Here is a 17,843-nt window from a genome sequence, read left to right on the forward strand (position 1 = left end):
CCTGCGCAAGCCCTTCGAACGTCGTTCGGGCCGAACCTCAAAACTTGGCCCTCTCGGCCGACATCCGGCATCCGGGCCCCATGGACGCACGCAAGCGGCTCTCCCTCCTGGCCCTCGGTGTGCTTGCGCTCGCCGGGTGCAAGGGCAAGGGCTCCCCCGAGGGCATCGTCAGCTTGTCCGCGCCTGCAGAGCAGGTCGCGGCCGATCCGGCGACGGTCCCGAAAGAGGGCGGCCCCCGCATCGGCGCCGTGGAGATGGCGGCGCCCATCTATCTCAAGCCCGATCGCCGTTCGCCGAAGATCGGCTACCTGCGCGCGGGCGCGACCGTCGTGCGCGGGGAGAAACCTGCCGCGTTCGACGACTGCCAGGGCGGGTATTACCGCGTGCTGCCGGCCGGCTACATCTGCGCCGAGGCCAGCGCGTCGATCGACATGAAGCACCCGATCTTGCGGGCGCTCACGAAGCGGCCGGACCTCTCGAAGCCGATGCCGTATCCGTACGCGTTCGTACGAGCCATCGCGCCGAACTACTACCGGCCCGCCACGAAGGCCGAGCAGTTCCAGTACGAGATGCGGCTCAAGGAGCACCTCCGGAGCTACAAGCGCCTCCAGAAGAAGTGGGACGCGATCGAGGTCGGCGCGAACGACGTGCCGCTCGACGCCGAGGGCAACGCGATCGGCGAGCCCCCGAGCGAGCCGCCGGACCTCTCGGACCAAGAACTCTACGGCGGCGACGGCAGCGACGCGATCCCCTGGTTTTTCCAGGGCGGCCGCAAGATCCCGAACATCAGCTCGTTCAAGGTCCCTGACTACGCGATCATCACGAACCGCGTCGCGCGGCACGCGGGCCTCGCGCTTATCGGCACCTTCGTCGGCGATGGCGATCGACGCTTCGCGATGACCACGGACGCGCGCCTCGTGCCGACCTCGAAGCTCAAGCCTGCGCGGGGATCGACGTTCCACGGCGTCGACATGCGCAAGGGCTGGGAACTGCCGCTCGCGTTCGTGCGTGTGCCCGACGCGTACAAGTACGACACGAGCAAGCGCTCGCTCGAGAAGGCGGGCAAGCTCGCGTTCCACACGCCCATCCAGCTCACGGGCAAGAGCATGCGCATCGGCGAGACGCGCCTCGTCGAGGCCAAGGACGGCACGTGGATCAAGGACAGTGACGTGGCGATCGCGGTCAAACCGTCGGAGCTCCCGAGCTTCGCGGCGAAGACGAAGAAGTGGATCGACGTCTCGATCCTGAGCCAGATCCTCATCTTGTACGAGGGGACGAAGCCGGTCTACGCGACGGCGGTGGCGACGGGGCGCGACGGGCTCGGTGATCCCAAGAAGACGTACTCGACCGTTCGCGGCACCTTCAAGATCCGCGAGAAGCACGTCACGACCACGATGGACTCGCACGAGGTCGGCAACAAGTTCGAGCTGCGCGACGTCCCGTGGGTGCAGTACTTCGAGGCGGGCTACGCGCTCCACGCGGCGCCGTGGCACGACGAGTACGGAAAGCCTCGGAGCCATGGCTGCATCAACCTCTCGCCGATCGACGCGCGCCGCGTCTTCATGTGGACCGATCCGCCGCTGCCCACGGACTGGCACGGCGTGCAGGCGAGCGAATCCACGGGCGAGGGCACCGTGGTGAACATCCACCCCTGATGCGCCGATCGCGCGGGGCGCTCTTCGCCGTCAGGTTTTGACGGCGGAGAGCGTCCAGTGCCGATCGCTCGTCATCCGCACGGCCGACGCGGGGATCCCGAGCGGCGCCACGAACGCGGCGATCTCGGAAGCCGTGAGCGCCGCGGCGAGCGAGGCCCGGAACAGGGATCGTTGGTGATCAAAGGAGAGCGCGGCCGCCGGATCGGTCGGGCGCTCGCCGCTGTAGAGCGCGACCAGCCGATCGATCTCGGCTTCGGTCTCGGGCCGATGCAGGTCACGCACGAAGAGCAGGCCGCCGCGGGAGGTCACGCGCCACATCTCGGCGAGGACTGCTGCGGGCTCGGGGATGTGGTGGACGATCGAGTTCGAGAGGACGGCGCCGAAGGAGCCGTCGGGGTAGGGCAGGGCCTTCGCGTCGATCTTCGCGACGGTCACGCGTGATGCGAGGCCCGCGCGTTCGATGTTCTCCCGGGCGAGGGCGAGCATATGATCGGCGAGGTCGATGGCCACGACCTCGGCGCTCGGTGAGAGGGCGCAAAGCTCGATCGGGATCCTCGCCGTGCCCGTGCCGACGTCGAGCACGCGCCCCGGGTTCGGGAGGAGCGCGAGCACATCCTCGCAGAACGCGCGGTTCACCGCGGCGTGATCCATGGCGTCGTAGTCACGGGCCTCCTCGGGGGTGTCCATGACCTCGGGTTCGAGGACGCGCGGTAGCATCGGTTCGCTTCTCTTCGTTGGGGTACGAATCGTTGGGGTACGAACGGGGGGCTTCAGTCCAAGCCGAGCGCGTCCTCGAACGTCGCTCCTTGCGCCAGGAGCCCCGGCAGCCCGCCCGTGTGCACGAACAGGATCCGCTTGCCGGCGAGCGGCCCGCCCGCCCCCGCGAGGTCCATCAGCGCCGAGAACGCCTTGCCCGTGTAGACCGGGTCGAGCACCATCCCGGACAACCCCGCCACGCTCGTGATGAGCCGCCGCTGCTCGGGCGTGCTCACCGCGTAGGCCGGGCCCTTGTGGGCGTCGTCGACCGTCACGCGCACCGGCTCCGGAAGCCGCGGGTCGAGCGCGCGCGCTTCCCGCACGATGCCCTCGATCCGCGCCTGGAACGTGGGCGCGTCGTCGCAGACCGCTACGGCCACGACCTCGCTCGCCACGCCGTGGAACGCCGCGCCGAGCGCCGCGCCCGCCGCCGTGCCGCCGGAGCCACAGGCGACCACGACCGCGTCGAACGGCTTGCCCCCGCCGAGCCCGAGATCGAGCTGCCGCCGCACCTCGCCCATCGCCTCGACGTACCCGAGCGCGCCGAGCCCGTTCGAGCCTCCCTCGGGGATCACGTACGGCTTCTGCCCTTCGGCCCGCAGCTCCTCGGCGGCCTTGTCCAGGATGCGATCCCGATCCCGGTACTGCTCGGGCGTGATGAGCCGGATCTCTGCGCCGGCGAGGCGATCGATCAGCACGTTGCCTTCGAGCGGCGCGCGGGATGGATCGAGCGACGGATCGTTCGTCCTCAAAAAGAGAACCGCGCGCAGGCCGAGCGAGGCGGCCGCGAGCGCGGTCGCGCGGGCGTGGTTCGATTGCAGGCCGCCGCAGGTGAGGACCGTGTCGCACTCGAGCGAGAGGGCCTCGCCGAGCAGGAACTCGAGCTTGCGGATCTTGTTGCCTGCCTCGGCGCCCCCGGTCATGTCGTCGCGCTTGACCCAGAGGTCGATGCCCGTCGCGGCGGCGAGCCGTCGCGGGCGCTGGAGCGGGGTCGGCAGGTGGGCGAGCGGAAGGCGCTTTCGGAGACTCATTCGATCTCGACGAGCTTTGCACCCCCCTCGACGGTCGCGCCAGCGGTCACGTAGACCTTCTTCACGCGACCGTCTTTCGTGGATGCGAGCTCGTTCTCCATCTTCATCGCTTCGACCACGACGAGCGGCCGCCCCGCGTGGATCTCGTCGCCCTCGGCCACGAGCACCTTGAGCACGCGGCCCGGCATCGGCGACGTGACGAGCCCCTCGCCGCCGCCGGTCTTGCCGCCCTGCACGCTCGAGAGCGCGCGCAGCCGTTCGTTTTCGACGCGCGCGTAAAACCGCCGCGACGACGTGACGACGCCGACCTCGGGCGGCGTGCCCTCCATCCAGAGCTCGACCGAGCGTCCGCCGATGTCGAGGTGCACCGCGCCCTGGTGGTCGTAGGCGTCGATCGCGAACGAGCGACCCTCGACCTCGGCGCGGATCTCACCCGAGGGCAGCACGGTCAGATCGACGGGGACCTCGCGACCGGAAGGGAATTTGACGAAGTACCGCATGGCAATCGTGGATCAGTTGGGCTTCGGCACGAGGGCGCAGCGGCCCTCGTGACACACGCAGGGGTTCGCGTCGACGCTCTTGCAGTCGAGCATCGTGGAGCAGACGGTGTCGGGCGTGCGCAGCTTCGCGTGGGCGACGGCGACGCAGGCGTGCGCATGGCAAGGCTCCGCGGGCGCGCACTCGGCGTCCTTCGTACACGGGTCCTCGCTCACCACGGGCGCGGGCAGGCCGCAGGTGATGGGGCCTTCCGCGGCTGCCGGAGGCGGCGGCTCGTTCGGAGCCGACTGGATCGCGCCGGGCTCGGTCGACCCCGGCCCCTCGGCTGCGGAGCCGGCACACGCGACCAGCCCGAGCACGAGCGCCGCGAAAGACAATCGTAGGGATTGCATGGGGCGGGAGCTTAGGCGATCGCCCCCGACCGTCAAAGCCGCTTTCGCCTGCTCTTCCGCGAGGTGCGCCCGCGCGGAGGCACGCGGCTGGGGATGTACTAACGTGGCGCGCGTGCACACCCTTTCGCCTCTTCTCGTTGGGCGCCCGATCACCCTGGCCGAACTCGAGGACGTGAGCCGTCGCGGCCGCCCCGTCGCCCTTTGCCCCGAGGCCCGCGCGCGCATCGTCGCCGCGCGCCGCGCCGTCGACGCCATCGCCGAGGCCGGCGACGCCGCGCCCGCCGTCTACGGCATCAACACGGGCTTCGGCGCGCTCGCCGAGACGCGTATCGCCGAGCGTGACGTCATCGCCTTGCAGAAGAACCTCGTGCGCAGCCACGCGACCGGCGTCGGCCCGGATCTCGGCGAGCCCGAAGTTCGCGCCATGATGGTCCTTCGCGCGCAGGTCGTCGCGCTCGGTTACTCCGGCGTACGCGCCGAGGTCGTCGATCTGCTCCTCGCCATGCTCAACGCCGGCGTCGCGCCGCGCATCCCTTCGCAAGGATCGGTCGGCGCCTCGGGCGACCTCGCGCCGCTCGCGCACCTCGCGCTCACGCTCATGGGCGAGGGCGAAGCCTCCTTCCGCGGCGAACGCATGACGAGCGCCGAGGCCCTCGCGCGGGCCGATCTCCGCCCCGTCGTCCTCGCGGCCAAGGAGGGCCTCGCGCTCATCAACGGCACGCAGTACATGGCCGCCCTCGGCTCGCTCGCCGTGCGCGACGCGCTCGCCCTCTGCACGATCGCCGACGTCGCCGGCGCGATGAGCCTCGAAGCGAACAAGGGCTCGAAGCGCCCCTTCGACGAGCGCCTCATGGCCGTCCGCCCGCACCCGGGCCAGGCCGCGTGTGCCGCAAACCTCCGCGCGATGCTCGACGACAGCGAGATCATGCAGAGCCACGCCGACTGCCCGCGCGTGCAGGACGCCTACTCGCTCCGCTGCATGCCGCAGGTCCACGGCGCCTCGCGTGATGCCCTCGTCTGGGCCGCCGAGGTCCTCACCCGCGAGATCAACAGCGTCACCGACAACCCCACCATCTTCCTCCGCGACGACGGCGGCGCCGATCTCCTCTCGGGCGGCAACTTCCACGGCCAGCCGCTCGCGCTCGCGCTCGACCTCGCGGCCATGGCCACGGCCGAGCTCGCGAACATCAGCGAGCGCCGCGTCGAGCAGCTCGTGAACCCCGCGCTCTCGAGTGGCCTCACCCCGTTCCTCGCGCCGCAGAGCGGCCTGCACTCCGGATTCATGATCGCGCAGGTCGCGAGCGCCTCGCTCGTCAGCGAGAACAAGGTCCTCTGCCACCCGGCCAGCATCGACTCGATCCCTTCGAGCGCCGGCCGCGAGGATCACGTCAGCATGGGCAGCGTCAGCGCCCGCAAGCTCGCGCAGGTCATCGAGAACGTCCGCACCTCGCTCGCGATCGAGATCCTCACGGCCGCCCAGGGCATCGATCAGCGCCGCCCCCTCCGCTCCTCGGCCGCCGTCGAGCGAGCGCACGCCTCCGTCCGCGCCGTCTCCCCCACGCTCGACGAGGACCGCCCGCTCTATCGCGACATTGCCGCCGTCCGCGACATCGTCCTTTCGGGCGCCCTCCGCCGCGCCGTGGAAGAGGCCACCGGCCCTCTCCGGTGACGGCCGAAAACGCGCCTGCTCGCCATTTCGACACGAATCCGATACATTCGTTCAGGTGATCTCCGGGCGTGAAGATCCCTTTCCCGCGGCGGCCGTGCGCGACCTCATCGGCATCGTGCGGGCAATGTATGCGGCCGCCAAACTCTCGGGAGCGGGGCCCGTCGAGCTCCAGCGCATCGAGCGGGTCGGGCGGGACCTCGCGTCGGCGCTCGAGCTCGCGCAGCGGAGCGGGCCGAACACGATCGGCGCCGCGGCCGCGTGGAAGCGGGCCGAGGAGGCGGCGCTCCGCGCGGGTGACCTCGTCGATGCGTTGACGCCGGCCGAGCCGCTCGTGCACGCGGCCCGCGCGCGCATCGCGGGCAAGGCCGTGGGCGAGGGGAAAAAGAAGGCGAGCGCGCGGTGAGTTCGCCTGTGGCCGAGCTCTGATATTCTCGCAGCTTCCCCGAGGGACCCCTGGACCAAGACCAAGCGATGCCCCGTTCGCCGCGCCGGCGCACCGTGTTCGCCGGAACTCTCGCCCTCGCGATGCTCTCGGCTTCGCCGATCACGCGCGCGGACGTGCCTTCCCCCGCCGCCGTCGAGGCGCCGTCCCACGCGTACCAGGGCACCTGGGAATACCGCTGGGGCGACTCGCCGCGTGATCCCACGGGCGCGCTCGTCTGGGCCACGCCGACGGTGAACGACGGATGGCGCGCCTTGCCGCCGAAGGCCACGCCCGAGGGCCGCGGCGGCGAGCACTTCCTCTGGATGCGCACGCGCCTCGTCGGCGCCGTCGAGCGCGAGCCCGTCCTCTACCTCGGCGGCGTCGATCAGCTCGTCGAGGCGTACCTCGACGGCGCGCTCGTCTACCGGTTCGGCGCGTTCGAGGGCGACGGCGCGCACCGCTTCCAGGGCTACAAGCCGCACTTCATCCCGCTCGGCTCGAACTTCACGGGCAAGACCCTCGCGCTCCGCGTCTACTCCGATCACGTCAACATCGGCCCCTACGGCGACACCCTGCTCGGCCCGCGCGCCGACCTCGCGCTCGAAGCCGTCCGCGACGACCTGCCTGCGCTCGCGATGGGCATCCTCCTCGTGTCGGTGGGCCTCTTCGTCCTCGGCCTCTTCCTCTCGGAGCGCCGCGACAAATCGAACCTCGCCTATGGCCTGCTCGCGCTCTCGCTCGGGGTCTACCTCCCCGCGGCCGCGCCCATCCGGGGCCTGCTCTTCGACGCGCCGCTGCTCTGGGTCCACGTCGAGCTCGCGAGCCTCTACCTCACGCCGATCTTCTTCGCCTCGTACTTCGAGCACGTCTTCGGCCCGGGCCGCTTCCGCCTGCTACGAGGCCTGCAGTGGGTCCACGGCGCGTACTTCGTCGGCTCCGCGCTCGTCGTTGCGCTCGGGCTCGTCCCCGTCCTCCGCACGCTGCTCCCGTTCCAGATCCTCCTCCTCGCCACGATCGTGCTCATGACCGCGCGCGCGGTCCTCAACGCCACGCGTGGCAACCTCGACGCGCGCATCTTCACGGGCGGGTTCATCCTGGCCGCCGCGGCGGCCTCGCACGACGTGCTCCGGGCCATCGGCCTCGTCCCGCGTGATCACGTCTCCCTCGGGCACGTCGGCACGTTCGCCTTCACGCTCTCGCTCGGCATCATCCTCGCGCGCCGCTTCGTCGAGGTGCACGAGCGCATGGGCCGCTACTCGCGTGTCCTCGAGCTCAGCCTCGCCTCGGCGCAGGTCCTCGATCGCGGCGGCCAGGCCCGCGTCGCGCTCGACGAGATCATCCGCCTCCTCGGTGCGCGCGCGGCGCTCCTCTTCGTCACGCGCGAGGGCGGCGCGATCGCGGGCGCCGAGCTCGAAGTCGCTGCGGGCCGCGAGGCCGGCGGCGTCGAGATCCCGCTCGCCTCCGTCATCGCCGGCTTCGCCTCGAACCTCGACGACCTCGTCGAGCAGGTCCGCCTGCGCCGCGAGGCGCGCGTGTGGAAGCAGATCGAGGGCACGCGCCGCAGCGCCATGGCCGCGCCGCTCCTCGTGCGCGACGAGCTGCTCGGCGTCCTCTACCTGGAGAGCGACGAATCGCGCCGCCACTTCGACGACGCCGACCTCTCGCTCCTCAACGCCCTCGGCGAGAAGCTCTCCATCAACATCGTCTCCACGCGCGCCGTCCGCGCCGAGCTCGAGAGCTCGCTCCACCAGAAGCGCATCGCCGAGCAGGCCGCGCTCCTCGAAGCCGCCGCGCGCCTCGCCTCCGGCGACATCAAGACCCCGATCCCCGTCGACGAGAAGAGCGAGTTCGCGGACCTCGCGCGTGGCCTCGACCAGATGCGCCGCGACGTGCAGCAGAAGATCCGCACCATCGAGGCCAAGAAGACCGAGGTCGAGGTCCTGAACGAGGAGCTCCGCAGGAAGATCCAGCAGCACACCTCGAGCCTCCTCTCCTCGCTCCGCACCGACGTCGACGTCGACGAGGACGAGCTCGTCACGGCCACGCCGAGCTTCGCGATCGGCGCCCTCATCGCCGACCGTTACCGCGTCATCGAGGAGCTCGGCCAGGGCGCGATGGGCGTCGTCTACGAGGTCGAGCGCGTCCGCGACACGCGCCGCTTCGCGATGAAGGTCCTCACGAGCCGCAGCGACAAGCTCGCGATGGCGCGCTTCGTGCGCGAGGCGCAGATCCTCTCTCGCCTCGACCACCCGAACCTCGCCTCGATCGCCGACGTCGACGTCACGTCCGAGGGCTTGCTCTACCTCGTCATGGAGCTCTGCAAGGGCAAGCCGCTCCATCGCTGCAAAGAGCGCTACCGCGACGTCGCCTGGTGCTGCTCGGTGCTCCGCCAGATGGCCGCGGGCCTCGCCGCCGTGCACGCGCAGGGCGTCATCCACCGCGACCTCAAGCCGGGCAACGTCATGGTCGCCGACGACGCCGACGGCCACGCGCAGGTCAAGCTCGTCGACTTCGGCATCTCCACGCTCACGGGGGAAGTGCAGGAGCGCCCGCCCGTCTCCGAGCGGCCCCGCGAGCTCGACGCGCCGCCGTCCACGCGCCGCAGCATCGCGCCGCCGCCGCAGGAGGTCACGCGCACGGGCATCCTCGTCGGCACCCCGACCTACATGGGCCCCGAGCTCGCGCAGGGCTCACGCCACTGGAAGGCGCACTCCGACGTCTTCAGCCTCGGCGTCATCGCCTACGAGATCCTCACGGGCAAGCGCCCCTTCAACGTCCCGCCGATCTTCGTCGGCATGCAGGGACAAACGCTCCCGCGCCCCATGGGCCTTCGCCGCGTCGAGGGCCTCCAGGGCGGTCTCGCGCTGCTCTTCGAGCGGTGCATGGATCCGGACCCGGCGGCGAGGCCCACGGCCCAGGAGGTCGCGGACACGGTCGGCAAGTACGGGTATCGCTGACGTCCTCCCCGGACCGCCTATACCCGCGCCCCCCCTCGACCCCCGTCGAAGCCGGATTGCCTGTACCCGCGCCTACCTCGACCCTCGTCGAAGCCGGACGACCTGTACCCGCGCCCACCCTCGACCCCCATCGAAGCCGGACGACCTGTACCCGCGCCCACCCTCGACCCCCGTCGAAGCCGGACCGCCTCCGCCTGCGCCGTTACTCCGGCCTCATCACCCGCACGGGTTTTCCATCCGGCCCCGTACGAATCTCCCCCGGCGGCTGCGTCAGGCTCGGCGCGCCTGCGTTCACGGTGAACGACTGCACCCGCTCGCGCACCCGCCCCTCGAACGTCCCGCGCACCCGCACCGCGAGATCGGCCCGCGTCGCCGGCGCCGTGAACGACACCTCGACGGAGGCCTTGTCGCCCCTGCCGAACTGCCGGTTCTGCACGGGCTCCTTCGCGCTCGTCACGACGAGCCCGTCCACGCCCCACACCTCGACCGTCACGTCGCTCGCGGCCTCTTCGAAGTCGACCGTCAGCACCGCGCTCGACCCGGCGAGCCTCCCTTCGACCTTCACGGGCGCGCCCGGCTTCTGCGTCCGGACCTCGCCTCCCTCGTCGGCGTTCGTCTCGACGCTCGGTGTCTCGGGCCCGCCGTGATCGGGCTCCTTTCGCTCGACCGTCCCGCAGGCGGCCACGACACAAGCGAGCAGAAAGAGCGCGCGCATCTCGTTCCCTTTTTTCATGGCAGGACCTCGATCTTCACTTCGTACGGACCCGAAATTTCTCCGTAACCCGCCACGTTGACCACGTAGTCCTCGCCTGCGGTCGTGGAGAACGACACCGTCTCGTCGCCGCTCGTCGACTCCGCGTTGTCGAGCTCCTTGCCGCGCAGGTACACGTAGAGGTCCACGTCGCTCGTCGAGCTCGAGCTCACCTTCAGCGTCCCGCCCGTGCCCTTCACGCGCAGGAACCGGTTCTGCCCGAGCAGCGCCGGATCGAGCCCGCCGATCAGCGTCAGCGTCACCGACTCGTTCACCGCGACCGGCACGAACACCGGCAGCGCCCCCGGATCGTCGGCCGCGTGCGTCTCGCCCGTGCCCCACGCGTCCGCCACCGGATCGACCCCGAACGAGCTGCCCGCTCCGTGGTGCGCGACGAGCGCGTCGATCGCCGTCGCCGCCTCCGGATGCGCGCTCTTCAGCCCCGCGACGAACGGAAACAGCGTGGTCATCGCCGGCGTCGACTTCAGATCGCCGATGAGCACCGAGTACACGCCTTGCAGCTTCAGCTCGACGCCGTCGAACGCCTCGGCGTTCCCGTCGTACGCGTCGAACACCACGTTCTGCACCGTCGTCTCCGAGTACCAGCCGGGTTTTGCCGACTCGCTCGTATCGTTTTTCTCGATGTCCTCCGAGAACCCGTCCTTCTGCCCGGGGCCCATCGAGTCGGTGTAGACCGAGTCCGGGTCGAGGATCATCGCCGAGAGCGCGTTGCAAAACCCCTCGCTGAACGCGAGCCGCGGATCGAGCACGTCGCCGAACCCGTGCGACCCGCCCCAGCTATCCGAGCGCGTGATGTGCTCCTCGAACGAGTGCCCCCACTCGTGCACCAGCACGTGCGTGTCGAACTCGTCCGTGTCCACGTTCTCCTTGCCGAGCACGTAGATCTGATCGCCGTCCCAGTGCGAGGTCCCGATCTGGCCGAACGCGACGAGCCCGTCCTCGGGCCGGTTCTCGACGCTCCAGTTGATCTCGAGCTTCGGGAACACGGGCGGCGGCGTCGTCTCGTCGAGGAACCGCCGCGCCGCCGTGTAGGCCGCGTCGAGCACCGAAAACGGCGCCGCGAGCCGCGGTTTGCCGTACGAGACGCCCGTCCACCCCGTCGTCGCCACCACGTCGAGCGACGTCGGCTCGTCGGCCACGACCTCGGCGCTCTCCAGCACGTACGTCGCGTCGCTCGCCGTGTTGTCCACGACGAGGATGGAGGGCTCCATCGTCTCGGCGTAGACCCATACCTTCACCGCGGCCGTGCCCTCCCAGTCGAAGCCGTACCGGCCCATCGCGTCGGACGTCGTCTCGGCGAGGACCGAATCGTTCGCCGCGTCGAGCAGCGCCACACGCGCGCCGCGGATCGGCTTCCGATCCACCTTCGAATAGTCGAGCCCGTCCGCCGCGACGTCGTAGGCCACGGTCTCGTAAAGGAGCGTCCCCGAGAGCCTGGGATCCTCGGGCGGCGGATCGCCCGTCCCGCCTGGTTTCACCGAGGGCTCGTCGGTGCCGCACCCCGTGAAGGACAGCGCGCCCAGCACGAACAACGCCGCCAGCCGATACCCCGAACGTGCGTATCCCGCGCCGAACATCCTCCGAAAGTATCGAAGGCCCATCCGCCCCGTCAACGCCTGCCCCCGCGCAAGCCTCGCATCTGTCCCCGTCGTTTTTCGGGCATCTCGATTGCAGAGGCCGGAAGACACCATGCAATCGACGATGCTTCGGCCGTTCATGTTGTCCCAAGCTGCGCTTTTGCTGCTCTTCGCCGCCCTGGGTTGTCAGGAACGTGGAGGACGTGACGATGCCGCGGGAGGCGAGGGGGCCTCGCTCGGCGCGCCGGGCGACTCCGATCGACGCGACGGCGGATCCGACGCGGGCGCATGCGACGAACCTCCGAGCCCCGAGACCGGTACCGCCGTTGATCCGAACGATCCGTGCGGCACGCTCCTCGGCGAGGGCGAGCCGCCCGCGCGCGCGGCCTGGGTAAGCGCGCCGGAGCCGAACTTCCAGCTCTCCAAGGCCGTCGGCATCACGTGGTTCGCCGAGTACGTGGCCCGCGTGCCCCTCGAACCGCCCGGCGACTACGCGCTCGAGCTCGAGCGCTGCGACACCCCGGCGCACAAGGCGACCGTCTGCGCGACCTCGCCGCTCGCGCGCCCTGCGAACGAGTGCGGCACGGGCATCGTCCGCTTCGGCGTCGATCCCACACAGTATGGGCGTGGGACGAACCTCTACACGTTCACCGTTCGCCTGCGCCGTGGTTGTGTCGTCGACAGCGTCGACACGTTTTCCCTGACGGTCGATTACAACCCGGCCCCTTAGGGCGGAAAAAACGCCAAAACCTCGTGCTGGGGACCCGACCTCGGCTAGCATCGCGGCCGATGGACTTCGTCCCGGGGGCGATGATTGGGGGCAAGTACCGCCTCGCGCGCAAGATCGCCGAGGGGGGCATGGGCGAGGTGTGGATCGGCGCGCAGATCTCGGGCGCGCTCGTCGCGATCAAGCGCCTTTTGCCCGACGCCGCGCGGGATCCGCACCTCGTCACGCGTTTTCGCCGCGAGGCGCTCCTGCTCGGCAAGATCGAGAGCGACCACGTCTCGCGCGTCATCGAACAGACGACCGATCCCGAGTTCGGCCTCCTGCTCGTCATGGAGTACGTCGAGGGCACGTCCCTCGCCGATCTGCTCGAAAAGCAGGGCACGCTCTCCGTCGAGGAGGTCCTCGACATCGGCGAGGGCGTCGCGCGGGCCATCGCGGACCTGCACCGCGCCAGCATCATCCATCGCGACGTCAAACCCGAAAACGTCATCCTGCGGCGCTTGCCGAGCGGCGAGCGCCGCGCCGTGCTCATCGATTTCGGCCTCGCTCGCCTGCTCGATCCGGCCGAGGACAAACGTGGCCAGGAGGAGACGCTCACCGGCATCACCCGCGCGGACATGGCGGTCGGCACCATCCCGTACATGGCGCCCGAGCAATTCCTGAACTCGCGCGAGGTCAGCGGCACGGCCGACGTTTATGCGCTCGGCGCGATCCTCTACCGCGCCGCCTCCGGCCGGAACGTCTTCGGCGAGCAGGACGACCTCGCGTATGCGCGCCAGAAGCTCAATGACGACGCCCCGCCCATCGCGCTCTCCCGCAAGGATCCCGCGGCCGAGCGCCTCTCCGCGATCGTCATGCGCGCCCTCAAGCGCAGGCCCGCCGAGCGGTACGACGGTATCGAGCCCATGCTGAAGGACCTCGCCGAGGCCCGCGCGCTCGCGCGCCCGCAAAGCTCCGATACCGACGCTCCCACGCAGGCGGCGCCCGTCTCCTCGCTCCTCGGCTCGGCCGCCACGCAGCTTCCCTACAACACGCCCGCCGCGGCGCCGCCGCCTGCATCCGCGCGTTTCGGTCCTTCGGCGCCGCTCCAGCGCCCGTCCCCCGCGCTCACCGTGCCGATGCCGGCCGTCTCCGACATCCCCGATCCGGGCCCTCCGGCGGCCCTCCGTCGCCCTTCGCCCGCGTTTGGCGTCCCCGCGGCAGCGATGCCTGCGGCCCCGCCGCAGGTGATCATCTCGCCGCCGGCCGCGGCCCCGCCCGTCGCCGCGCCGCCCCTCGCGGCTCCGCCCGTCGCCCCGCCGCTCGGCCGCCCTCCCGTCGCCGGCTTCGGCGAAATGCCTGCCGCCCCGAGGCCCGCGCCGGCCGTCGTCATTCCGGCCGACGCCGTCCCGCGCCGCGCCGCGTTTGCGTTTGGCCTCGTCGCGCTCGGCGTCGGGTTCGTCCTCGGATTCGTCGCGCACGCGGTCCTCGCGGGCGGCGGCTCACCCTGACAAACTCGTTTTCCGGCCGCGGCCCGCGCGGCTGGCCGTAGCCCTCGGCTGGAATCTCGCGGTACGCTGGAGCGTACCCGAGTCCCGCCGATGCGAACCACCGCGTCCACCTTCTTCCTCGCTGGCCTCACCTCGCTCGCGGCCCTCGCCGCGTGCAAATCCGGCGACCAACCCTCGCCGACCGGATCGCCCCCCGAGCCCGCCGCCTCGAACGTGGCCCCAGGCGCGCAGCCTGCCCGCGCGCGCAAGCCGCCGCTCGTGCGCGAAGGCGGCGCGCTCGTCCGCTCGCCCTCCGAGCCTGCGCTTTGGCTCGCGGACGAAGATCAGCAAGTCGTCCGGCGCATCGCACTCCCCGCCGACGCCCAGAACCCGCCCGTCGCCGTCAAGATGCCCGGGCCTCCGGCGGCCGTCCTCGCCCTCGACGACCGCGTCCTCGTCACGGTGCGTGGCATTCGCAAGACCGACGATCCCGCATCACCTTACGAAGGCCCGGGCCTCTTGCTCGTCATGCGCCCCGACCCCGCGGCGGGCCTCGTCGAAATCGGCCGCGTGGAGCTCCCGGCCGACGCCTGGGGCCTCGCGATCACGCCCGACGAATCCACCGCGCTCGTCACCTCCCCGTGGACCCACGCGGTCTCGGCCGTCGACCTCAAGACCCTCCAGAAACGCTGGACCCTCGACGTCCCCCGCGAGCCACGCGCCGTCGTCGCCTTGCCCGACGGAAAAACCGCGTATGTCACGCACCTCGTCCGCGCCACGCTCTCGCGCATCGACGCCGTCGACGGTGAAGCCCGCGCCAAAGACGTCGCTTTCCCGGCCGCCCCCTTGCGCACCCCGCCCGATCCGGCCCGACGCGAGGCCGCGACGCTCGCGTATTCGGCCGTCCTTTCGCCCGACGGCGCGCGCCTCTTCGTCCCGCGCCAGGCGCTCGGGGCCATGGGCGAGAGCGCCTGGAATGGGCAAAACACCGTCGACATCCTCTCGACGGCCGACGAGAGCCCGCTCGCCGTGCGCGCGCCTCGCTGGTTCGTCATGCAATCGAAGCCGTTCCAGAAGACCCTCGGCGAGTTCGGATTCGAAGAGGCCGACCCGCACCTCACGGGCCCGGCGCCTGCGCAGATCGGCGAGGTCTTCGTCCAGCCTCGCGCCGTCGTGTATCGCAAGAAGACCCGCACCTTGCTCGTGGCGAGCGAAGGCACCGACATGCTCGCCGAGCTCGACGCGCTCTCCGTCGACCCCTCGCTCGGCGCCCTTCGCAAGTACGACCTCGGCGCAGGCAATACGGACACGGAAGAAGCCAAACCCGGCAACACCCGCTGCGGCGCGCCCACCGGAATCGCGCTCTCCGAGGACGAGGGCACGGCCTTCGTGTTTTGCCGATCGAGCCACGACCTCGCGATCGTCCGGCTCGACGCCTACGACAAGCGCGCGCCGTACGAATCCTCGCCCCCTGGCATCTTCTCCCTCGGCCCTGATCCGCTGCCCGAGCAGGCCGCCCTCGGCCGCCGGCTTTATTACAATGCGCGCGACTGGCTCATGAGCGCCTCGTATGGCTGCGCCGGCTGCCACCCCGAGGGGCGCGACGACGGGCACGTGTGGCACGAGGACATCCGGGAGAGCTACGAGCAAAAAGGCAAGTTCGAGCCCAACGCGATGCACGCCTTCGAGGACAAGCAAGCATTCGAGGGTTTCCTCAAGGGCGTCCCGCGCCAGACGCCGATGCTCGCGGGCCGCGTCGCCGCGTTCGGACCTTATGGCTGGAAGGGCGAGAGCCCGAACCTGAAGCACCGCGTGATCATCGGCTTCGGCATTCACCGCTGGCTCGGCGGCGGGCCCTTGAGTTATTCCGCGGACAAGACGATTCCGCGCGCCGAGGCCATCGCCGCCTTCGCCCGCAATGGCCTCGTCCCGCCCCCGCGCGACAATCACGAGAAGACCGCCGAGGAGAAGCGCGGCGAGACGCTCTTCAACGACCCCAACGTCGGCTGCGCGACCTGCCACCTGCCGAAGACCGACTACACGAACCGCGCCGTCGTGGGGCTCGGCCCGTGGGCGTTCGACAAGGCACGTTTCGAGACGGAGGCGGAGGACGACTGGAAATTCAAGACGCCCTCGTTGCTCTACATCGCCGGCAGCGCGCCCTATTACCATGACGGCAGCGTGGCCACGCTCGAGGAGCTCATCGAGCGTAATGGCAAGCGCATGGGCCATACGGATCATCTTTCCAAGGAGGATCGGGCGGCGCTCGTCGCCTTCCTGAAGACACTATGAACACCTCGAACCTGCGCCGCGCCGTGGCCTTTGCGCCGCCTTTCCTGGTCCTCTTCGCGTTCTTCTCGTTCGCCGTGGCCGAAGAGGCCCCCGTGCCCGCCGCCGCGGCGGCGCCCGCCTCCGCTGCCGCTGCTGCCTCCGCGGCCCCGCCCGCCTCCGCCTCTGCCGCCGTGCCTGCGGAGCCGAGCGGGCCTCCGCTCGCGGAATGGTCTCCTCCCGATTCCGCGTCCGACAAACCCACGGCCGAGGAATGGGAAAAGGCCACACCGCTCGAGCTCCTCCGGCCGCACGAGCACTGCACGGCGTCCGCGGTCCGCGAATGGCTCCGTATCTCGTGCCGGGATCCGCAGGACATGTTCAAGGGGCTCCGCGTCGTCGGCGGCTCCGAGCAGGACGTCTCGATCACCGACTTCAAGGTCAAGGGCAAGAGCAAGAACTTCGAGGGCAAGGAGATCGACAAGACCTTCGACGGCCTGCACGTGGTGTTTCCCGTGCGCAAGAGCGATCGGCGCGTGATGACCCTCGTGAACTGGGCCTCCTGCGGCTGGAAGTGCTGGTACATGCGGGAGGACACGTTCGTGACCATCTCCGAGCTCTGGCTGCCCGGCGAAGAGCGCCCCACGATCGTCGTTCATTGAAGTTCGGCCCCTCGGAAAGTTTGCGGCGACCTCGACAATTGCCTCGAGGTTGAAAACTTCTCCCGGCTGCGGCTGCCGCGCCGTCACCCCCGAGGCACCTCCGGGCGGCGGCTGGCTCGCCTTCCTCTCCCTCTCCCTCGCGGCCAGCGCAATCGTCCGTCGTCGCCGCAAATAAAGACGCGCTCGGACGAAGAACGTCCGATCGCCTTCGCGTTTTCCCTCCACTCACTGCCGCGTCCGTGCTTGGTAGGACAATTACTGTCCTACCATGATCACGTTTTTCGGTGCGGGTTCGTCCAATACGGTGCATATTCGTTCCTGGTCGTACCGAGCCGAGAGCGCGAAGCGTGCGGAGAGGCCGGGCGATCGAGAGCTTCATCAGCAAGAAAGACCCTTGGATTCCCGGCGAGAAGGAGGCCGGTCGGCGCGCCCGCGAGGGCGAACCGAGAACCACATCCACATGCCGCGACGTTCTACTCCCGATGCGTTTGCACTTCAGGTTGGCGCCCGTATCCGCGAGCTCCGTTACGAGATGAACATGTCCCTCGCGGCGCTCGCCGACGCGAGCGAGCTGTCGAAGGGCCACCTCTCGAGCGTCGAGCATGGCCTCGCCGCCATCACGATCGGCACGATCGCCCGGCTCGCGCAGGGCTTCGGCGTGCCGCCGATGTATCTGCTCACGTTCGCGGCGGAGGACGAGCGCGCCCACGCGGCCGAGCTCCTCCGCTACCTGCCCCAGAGCGAGGTGAGGAAGCTGCGCCGCCAGATCCAGGCGCAGGTCGCCGCCCGCAAGTAATCGCGTCCCACAGAAAAACTTACCTGGAGAGCGCTGATCGGCAGGTCCGATCGGCGCTCTCGCTTTTTTGTCCACCACGAAAGAAGCTAGGACGGACAATGTCCATCACGCCCATCGTTTTCCCTGGCCTCGATGCGGCGCCCATGCTGGGTAGGACATTGATGGTCCGCTCCACTTTCGGTTTTTCGTG

General features: G+C 70.0%; 15 protein-coding genes. 9 read left to right on the forward strand and 6 right to left on the reverse strand.

Annotation, left to right across the window (positions count from 1 at the left end; all coding sequences use genetic code 11):
• Positions 1 to 80: 80 nt before the first annotated feature.
• Positions 81 to 1,655: a L,D-transpeptidase gene (locus QHF84_RS24065; protein ID WP_281315731.1), complete on the forward strand. Its 1,575-nt coding sequence runs from the start codon at positions 81 to 83 to the stop codon at positions 1,653 to 1,655.
• 30 nt (positions 1,656 to 1,685) lie between these two features.
• Here the strand turns inward: QHF84_RS24065 and QHF84_RS24070 are convergent, their stop codons facing one another.
• The 4 genes from QHF84_RS24070 to QHF84_RS24085 are packed head-to-tail and all read right to left on the reverse strand — an operon-like array spanning position 1,686 to position 4,332.
• Positions 1,686 to 2,372 carry a class I SAM-dependent methyltransferase gene (locus tag QHF84_RS24070; RefSeq protein ID WP_281315732.1) on the reverse strand — a complete coding sequence of 229 codons (687 nt, stop codon included), beginning with the start codon at positions 2,370 to 2,372 and terminating at the stop codon, positions 1,686 to 1,688.
• A 53-nt stretch (positions 2,373 to 2,425) separates the two neighbouring features.
• Complete coding sequence (locus tag QHF84_RS24075) at positions 2,426 to 3,442, reverse strand: pyridoxal-phosphate dependent enzyme (RefSeq protein ID WP_281315733.1); 1,017 nt, start codon at positions 3,440 to 3,442, stop codon at positions 2,426 to 2,428.
• A complete protein-coding gene (locus QHF84_RS24080; protein WP_281315734.1) occupies positions 3,439 to 3,942 on the reverse strand; it encodes a biotin/lipoyl-containing protein in 504 nt (167 codons plus the stop codon). The genes QHF84_RS24075 and QHF84_RS24080 overlap by 4 nt, the downstream gene beginning before the upstream one ends.
• Positions 3,943 to 3,954: 12 nt before the next feature.
• A complete protein-coding gene (locus tag QHF84_RS24085; RefSeq protein ID WP_281315735.1) occupies positions 3,955 to 4,332 on the reverse strand; it encodes a hypothetical protein in 378 nt (125 codons plus the stop codon).
• A gap of 112 nt (positions 4,333 to 4,444) precedes the next feature.
• Between QHF84_RS24085 and hutH the strand changes: the two genes are divergently transcribed.
• From hutH to QHF84_RS24100, 3 genes are all read left to right on the forward strand, one after another.
• A complete protein-coding gene (hutH, locus tag QHF84_RS24090; protein WP_281315736.1) occupies positions 4,445 to 6,001 on the forward strand; it encodes a histidine ammonia-lyase in 1,557 nt (518 codons plus the stop codon).
• 55 nt (positions 6,002 to 6,056) lie between these two features.
• A complete protein-coding gene (locus QHF84_RS24095) occupies positions 6,057 to 6,404 on the forward strand; it encodes a hypothetical protein (protein WP_281315737.1) in 348 nt (115 codons plus the stop codon).
• A 68-nt stretch (positions 6,405 to 6,472) separates the two neighbouring features.
• Positions 6,473 to 9,382: a protein kinase gene (locus QHF84_RS24100; RefSeq protein ID WP_281315738.1), complete on the forward strand. Its 2,910-nt coding sequence runs from the start codon at positions 6,473 to 6,475 to the stop codon at positions 9,380 to 9,382.
• A gap of 202 nt (positions 9,383 to 9,584) precedes the next feature.
• Here QHF84_RS24100 and QHF84_RS24105 read toward each other — a convergent pair whose 3' ends face one another.
• A complete protein-coding gene (locus tag QHF84_RS24105; protein ID WP_281315739.1) occupies positions 9,585 to 10,115 on the reverse strand; it encodes a hypothetical protein in 531 nt (176 codons plus the stop codon).
• Positions 10,112 to 11,731 (reverse strand): hypothetical protein, encoded by a 1,620-nt coding sequence (locus QHF84_RS24110; RefSeq protein WP_281315740.1) that lies wholly within the window; start codon positions 11,729 to 11,731, stop codon positions 10,112 to 10,114. The genes QHF84_RS24105 and QHF84_RS24110 overlap by 4 nt, the downstream gene beginning before the upstream one ends.
• 112 nt (positions 11,732 to 11,843) lie before the next feature.
• Here QHF84_RS24110 and QHF84_RS24115 point away from each other — a divergent pair, with 112 nt between their 5' ends.
• From QHF84_RS24115 to QHF84_RS24135, 5 genes are all read left to right on the forward strand, one after another.
• Positions 11,844 to 12,461, forward strand: a complete 618-nt coding sequence (locus QHF84_RS24115) for a hypothetical protein (protein ID WP_281315741.1) — start codon at positions 11,844 to 11,846, stop codon at positions 12,459 to 12,461.
• Between the two features lie 59 nt (positions 12,462 to 12,520).
• Positions 12,521 to 13,948, forward strand: a complete 1,428-nt coding sequence (locus QHF84_RS24120; protein WP_281315742.1) for a serine/threonine-protein kinase — start codon at positions 12,521 to 12,523, stop codon at positions 13,946 to 13,948.
• Between the two features lie 90 nt (positions 13,949 to 14,038).
• Positions 14,039 to 16,219: a hypothetical protein gene (locus QHF84_RS24125; protein ID WP_281315743.1), complete on the forward strand. Its 2,181-nt coding sequence runs from the start codon at positions 14,039 to 14,041 to the stop codon at positions 16,217 to 16,219.
• Positions 16,216 to 16,857: a hypothetical protein gene (locus QHF84_RS24130; protein WP_281315744.1), complete on the forward strand. Its 642-nt coding sequence runs from the start codon at positions 16,216 to 16,218 to the stop codon at positions 16,855 to 16,857. Before QHF84_RS24125 ends, QHF84_RS24130 begins: the two co-directional genes overlap by 4 nt.
• A 460-nt stretch (positions 16,858 to 17,317) precedes the next feature.
• Entirely contained in the window at positions 17,318 to 17,653 is a 336-nt protein-coding gene (locus tag QHF84_RS24135) for a helix-turn-helix transcriptional regulator (RefSeq protein WP_272427055.1), read from the forward strand.
• Positions 17,654 to 17,843 lie beyond the last annotated feature (190 nt).

Source organism: Polyangium sp. y55x31 (genome assembly GCF_029946505.1).
In the GTDB taxonomy this organism is placed as follows: domain Bacteria; phylum Myxococcota_A; class Polyangia; order Polyangiales; family Polyangiaceae; genus Polyangium.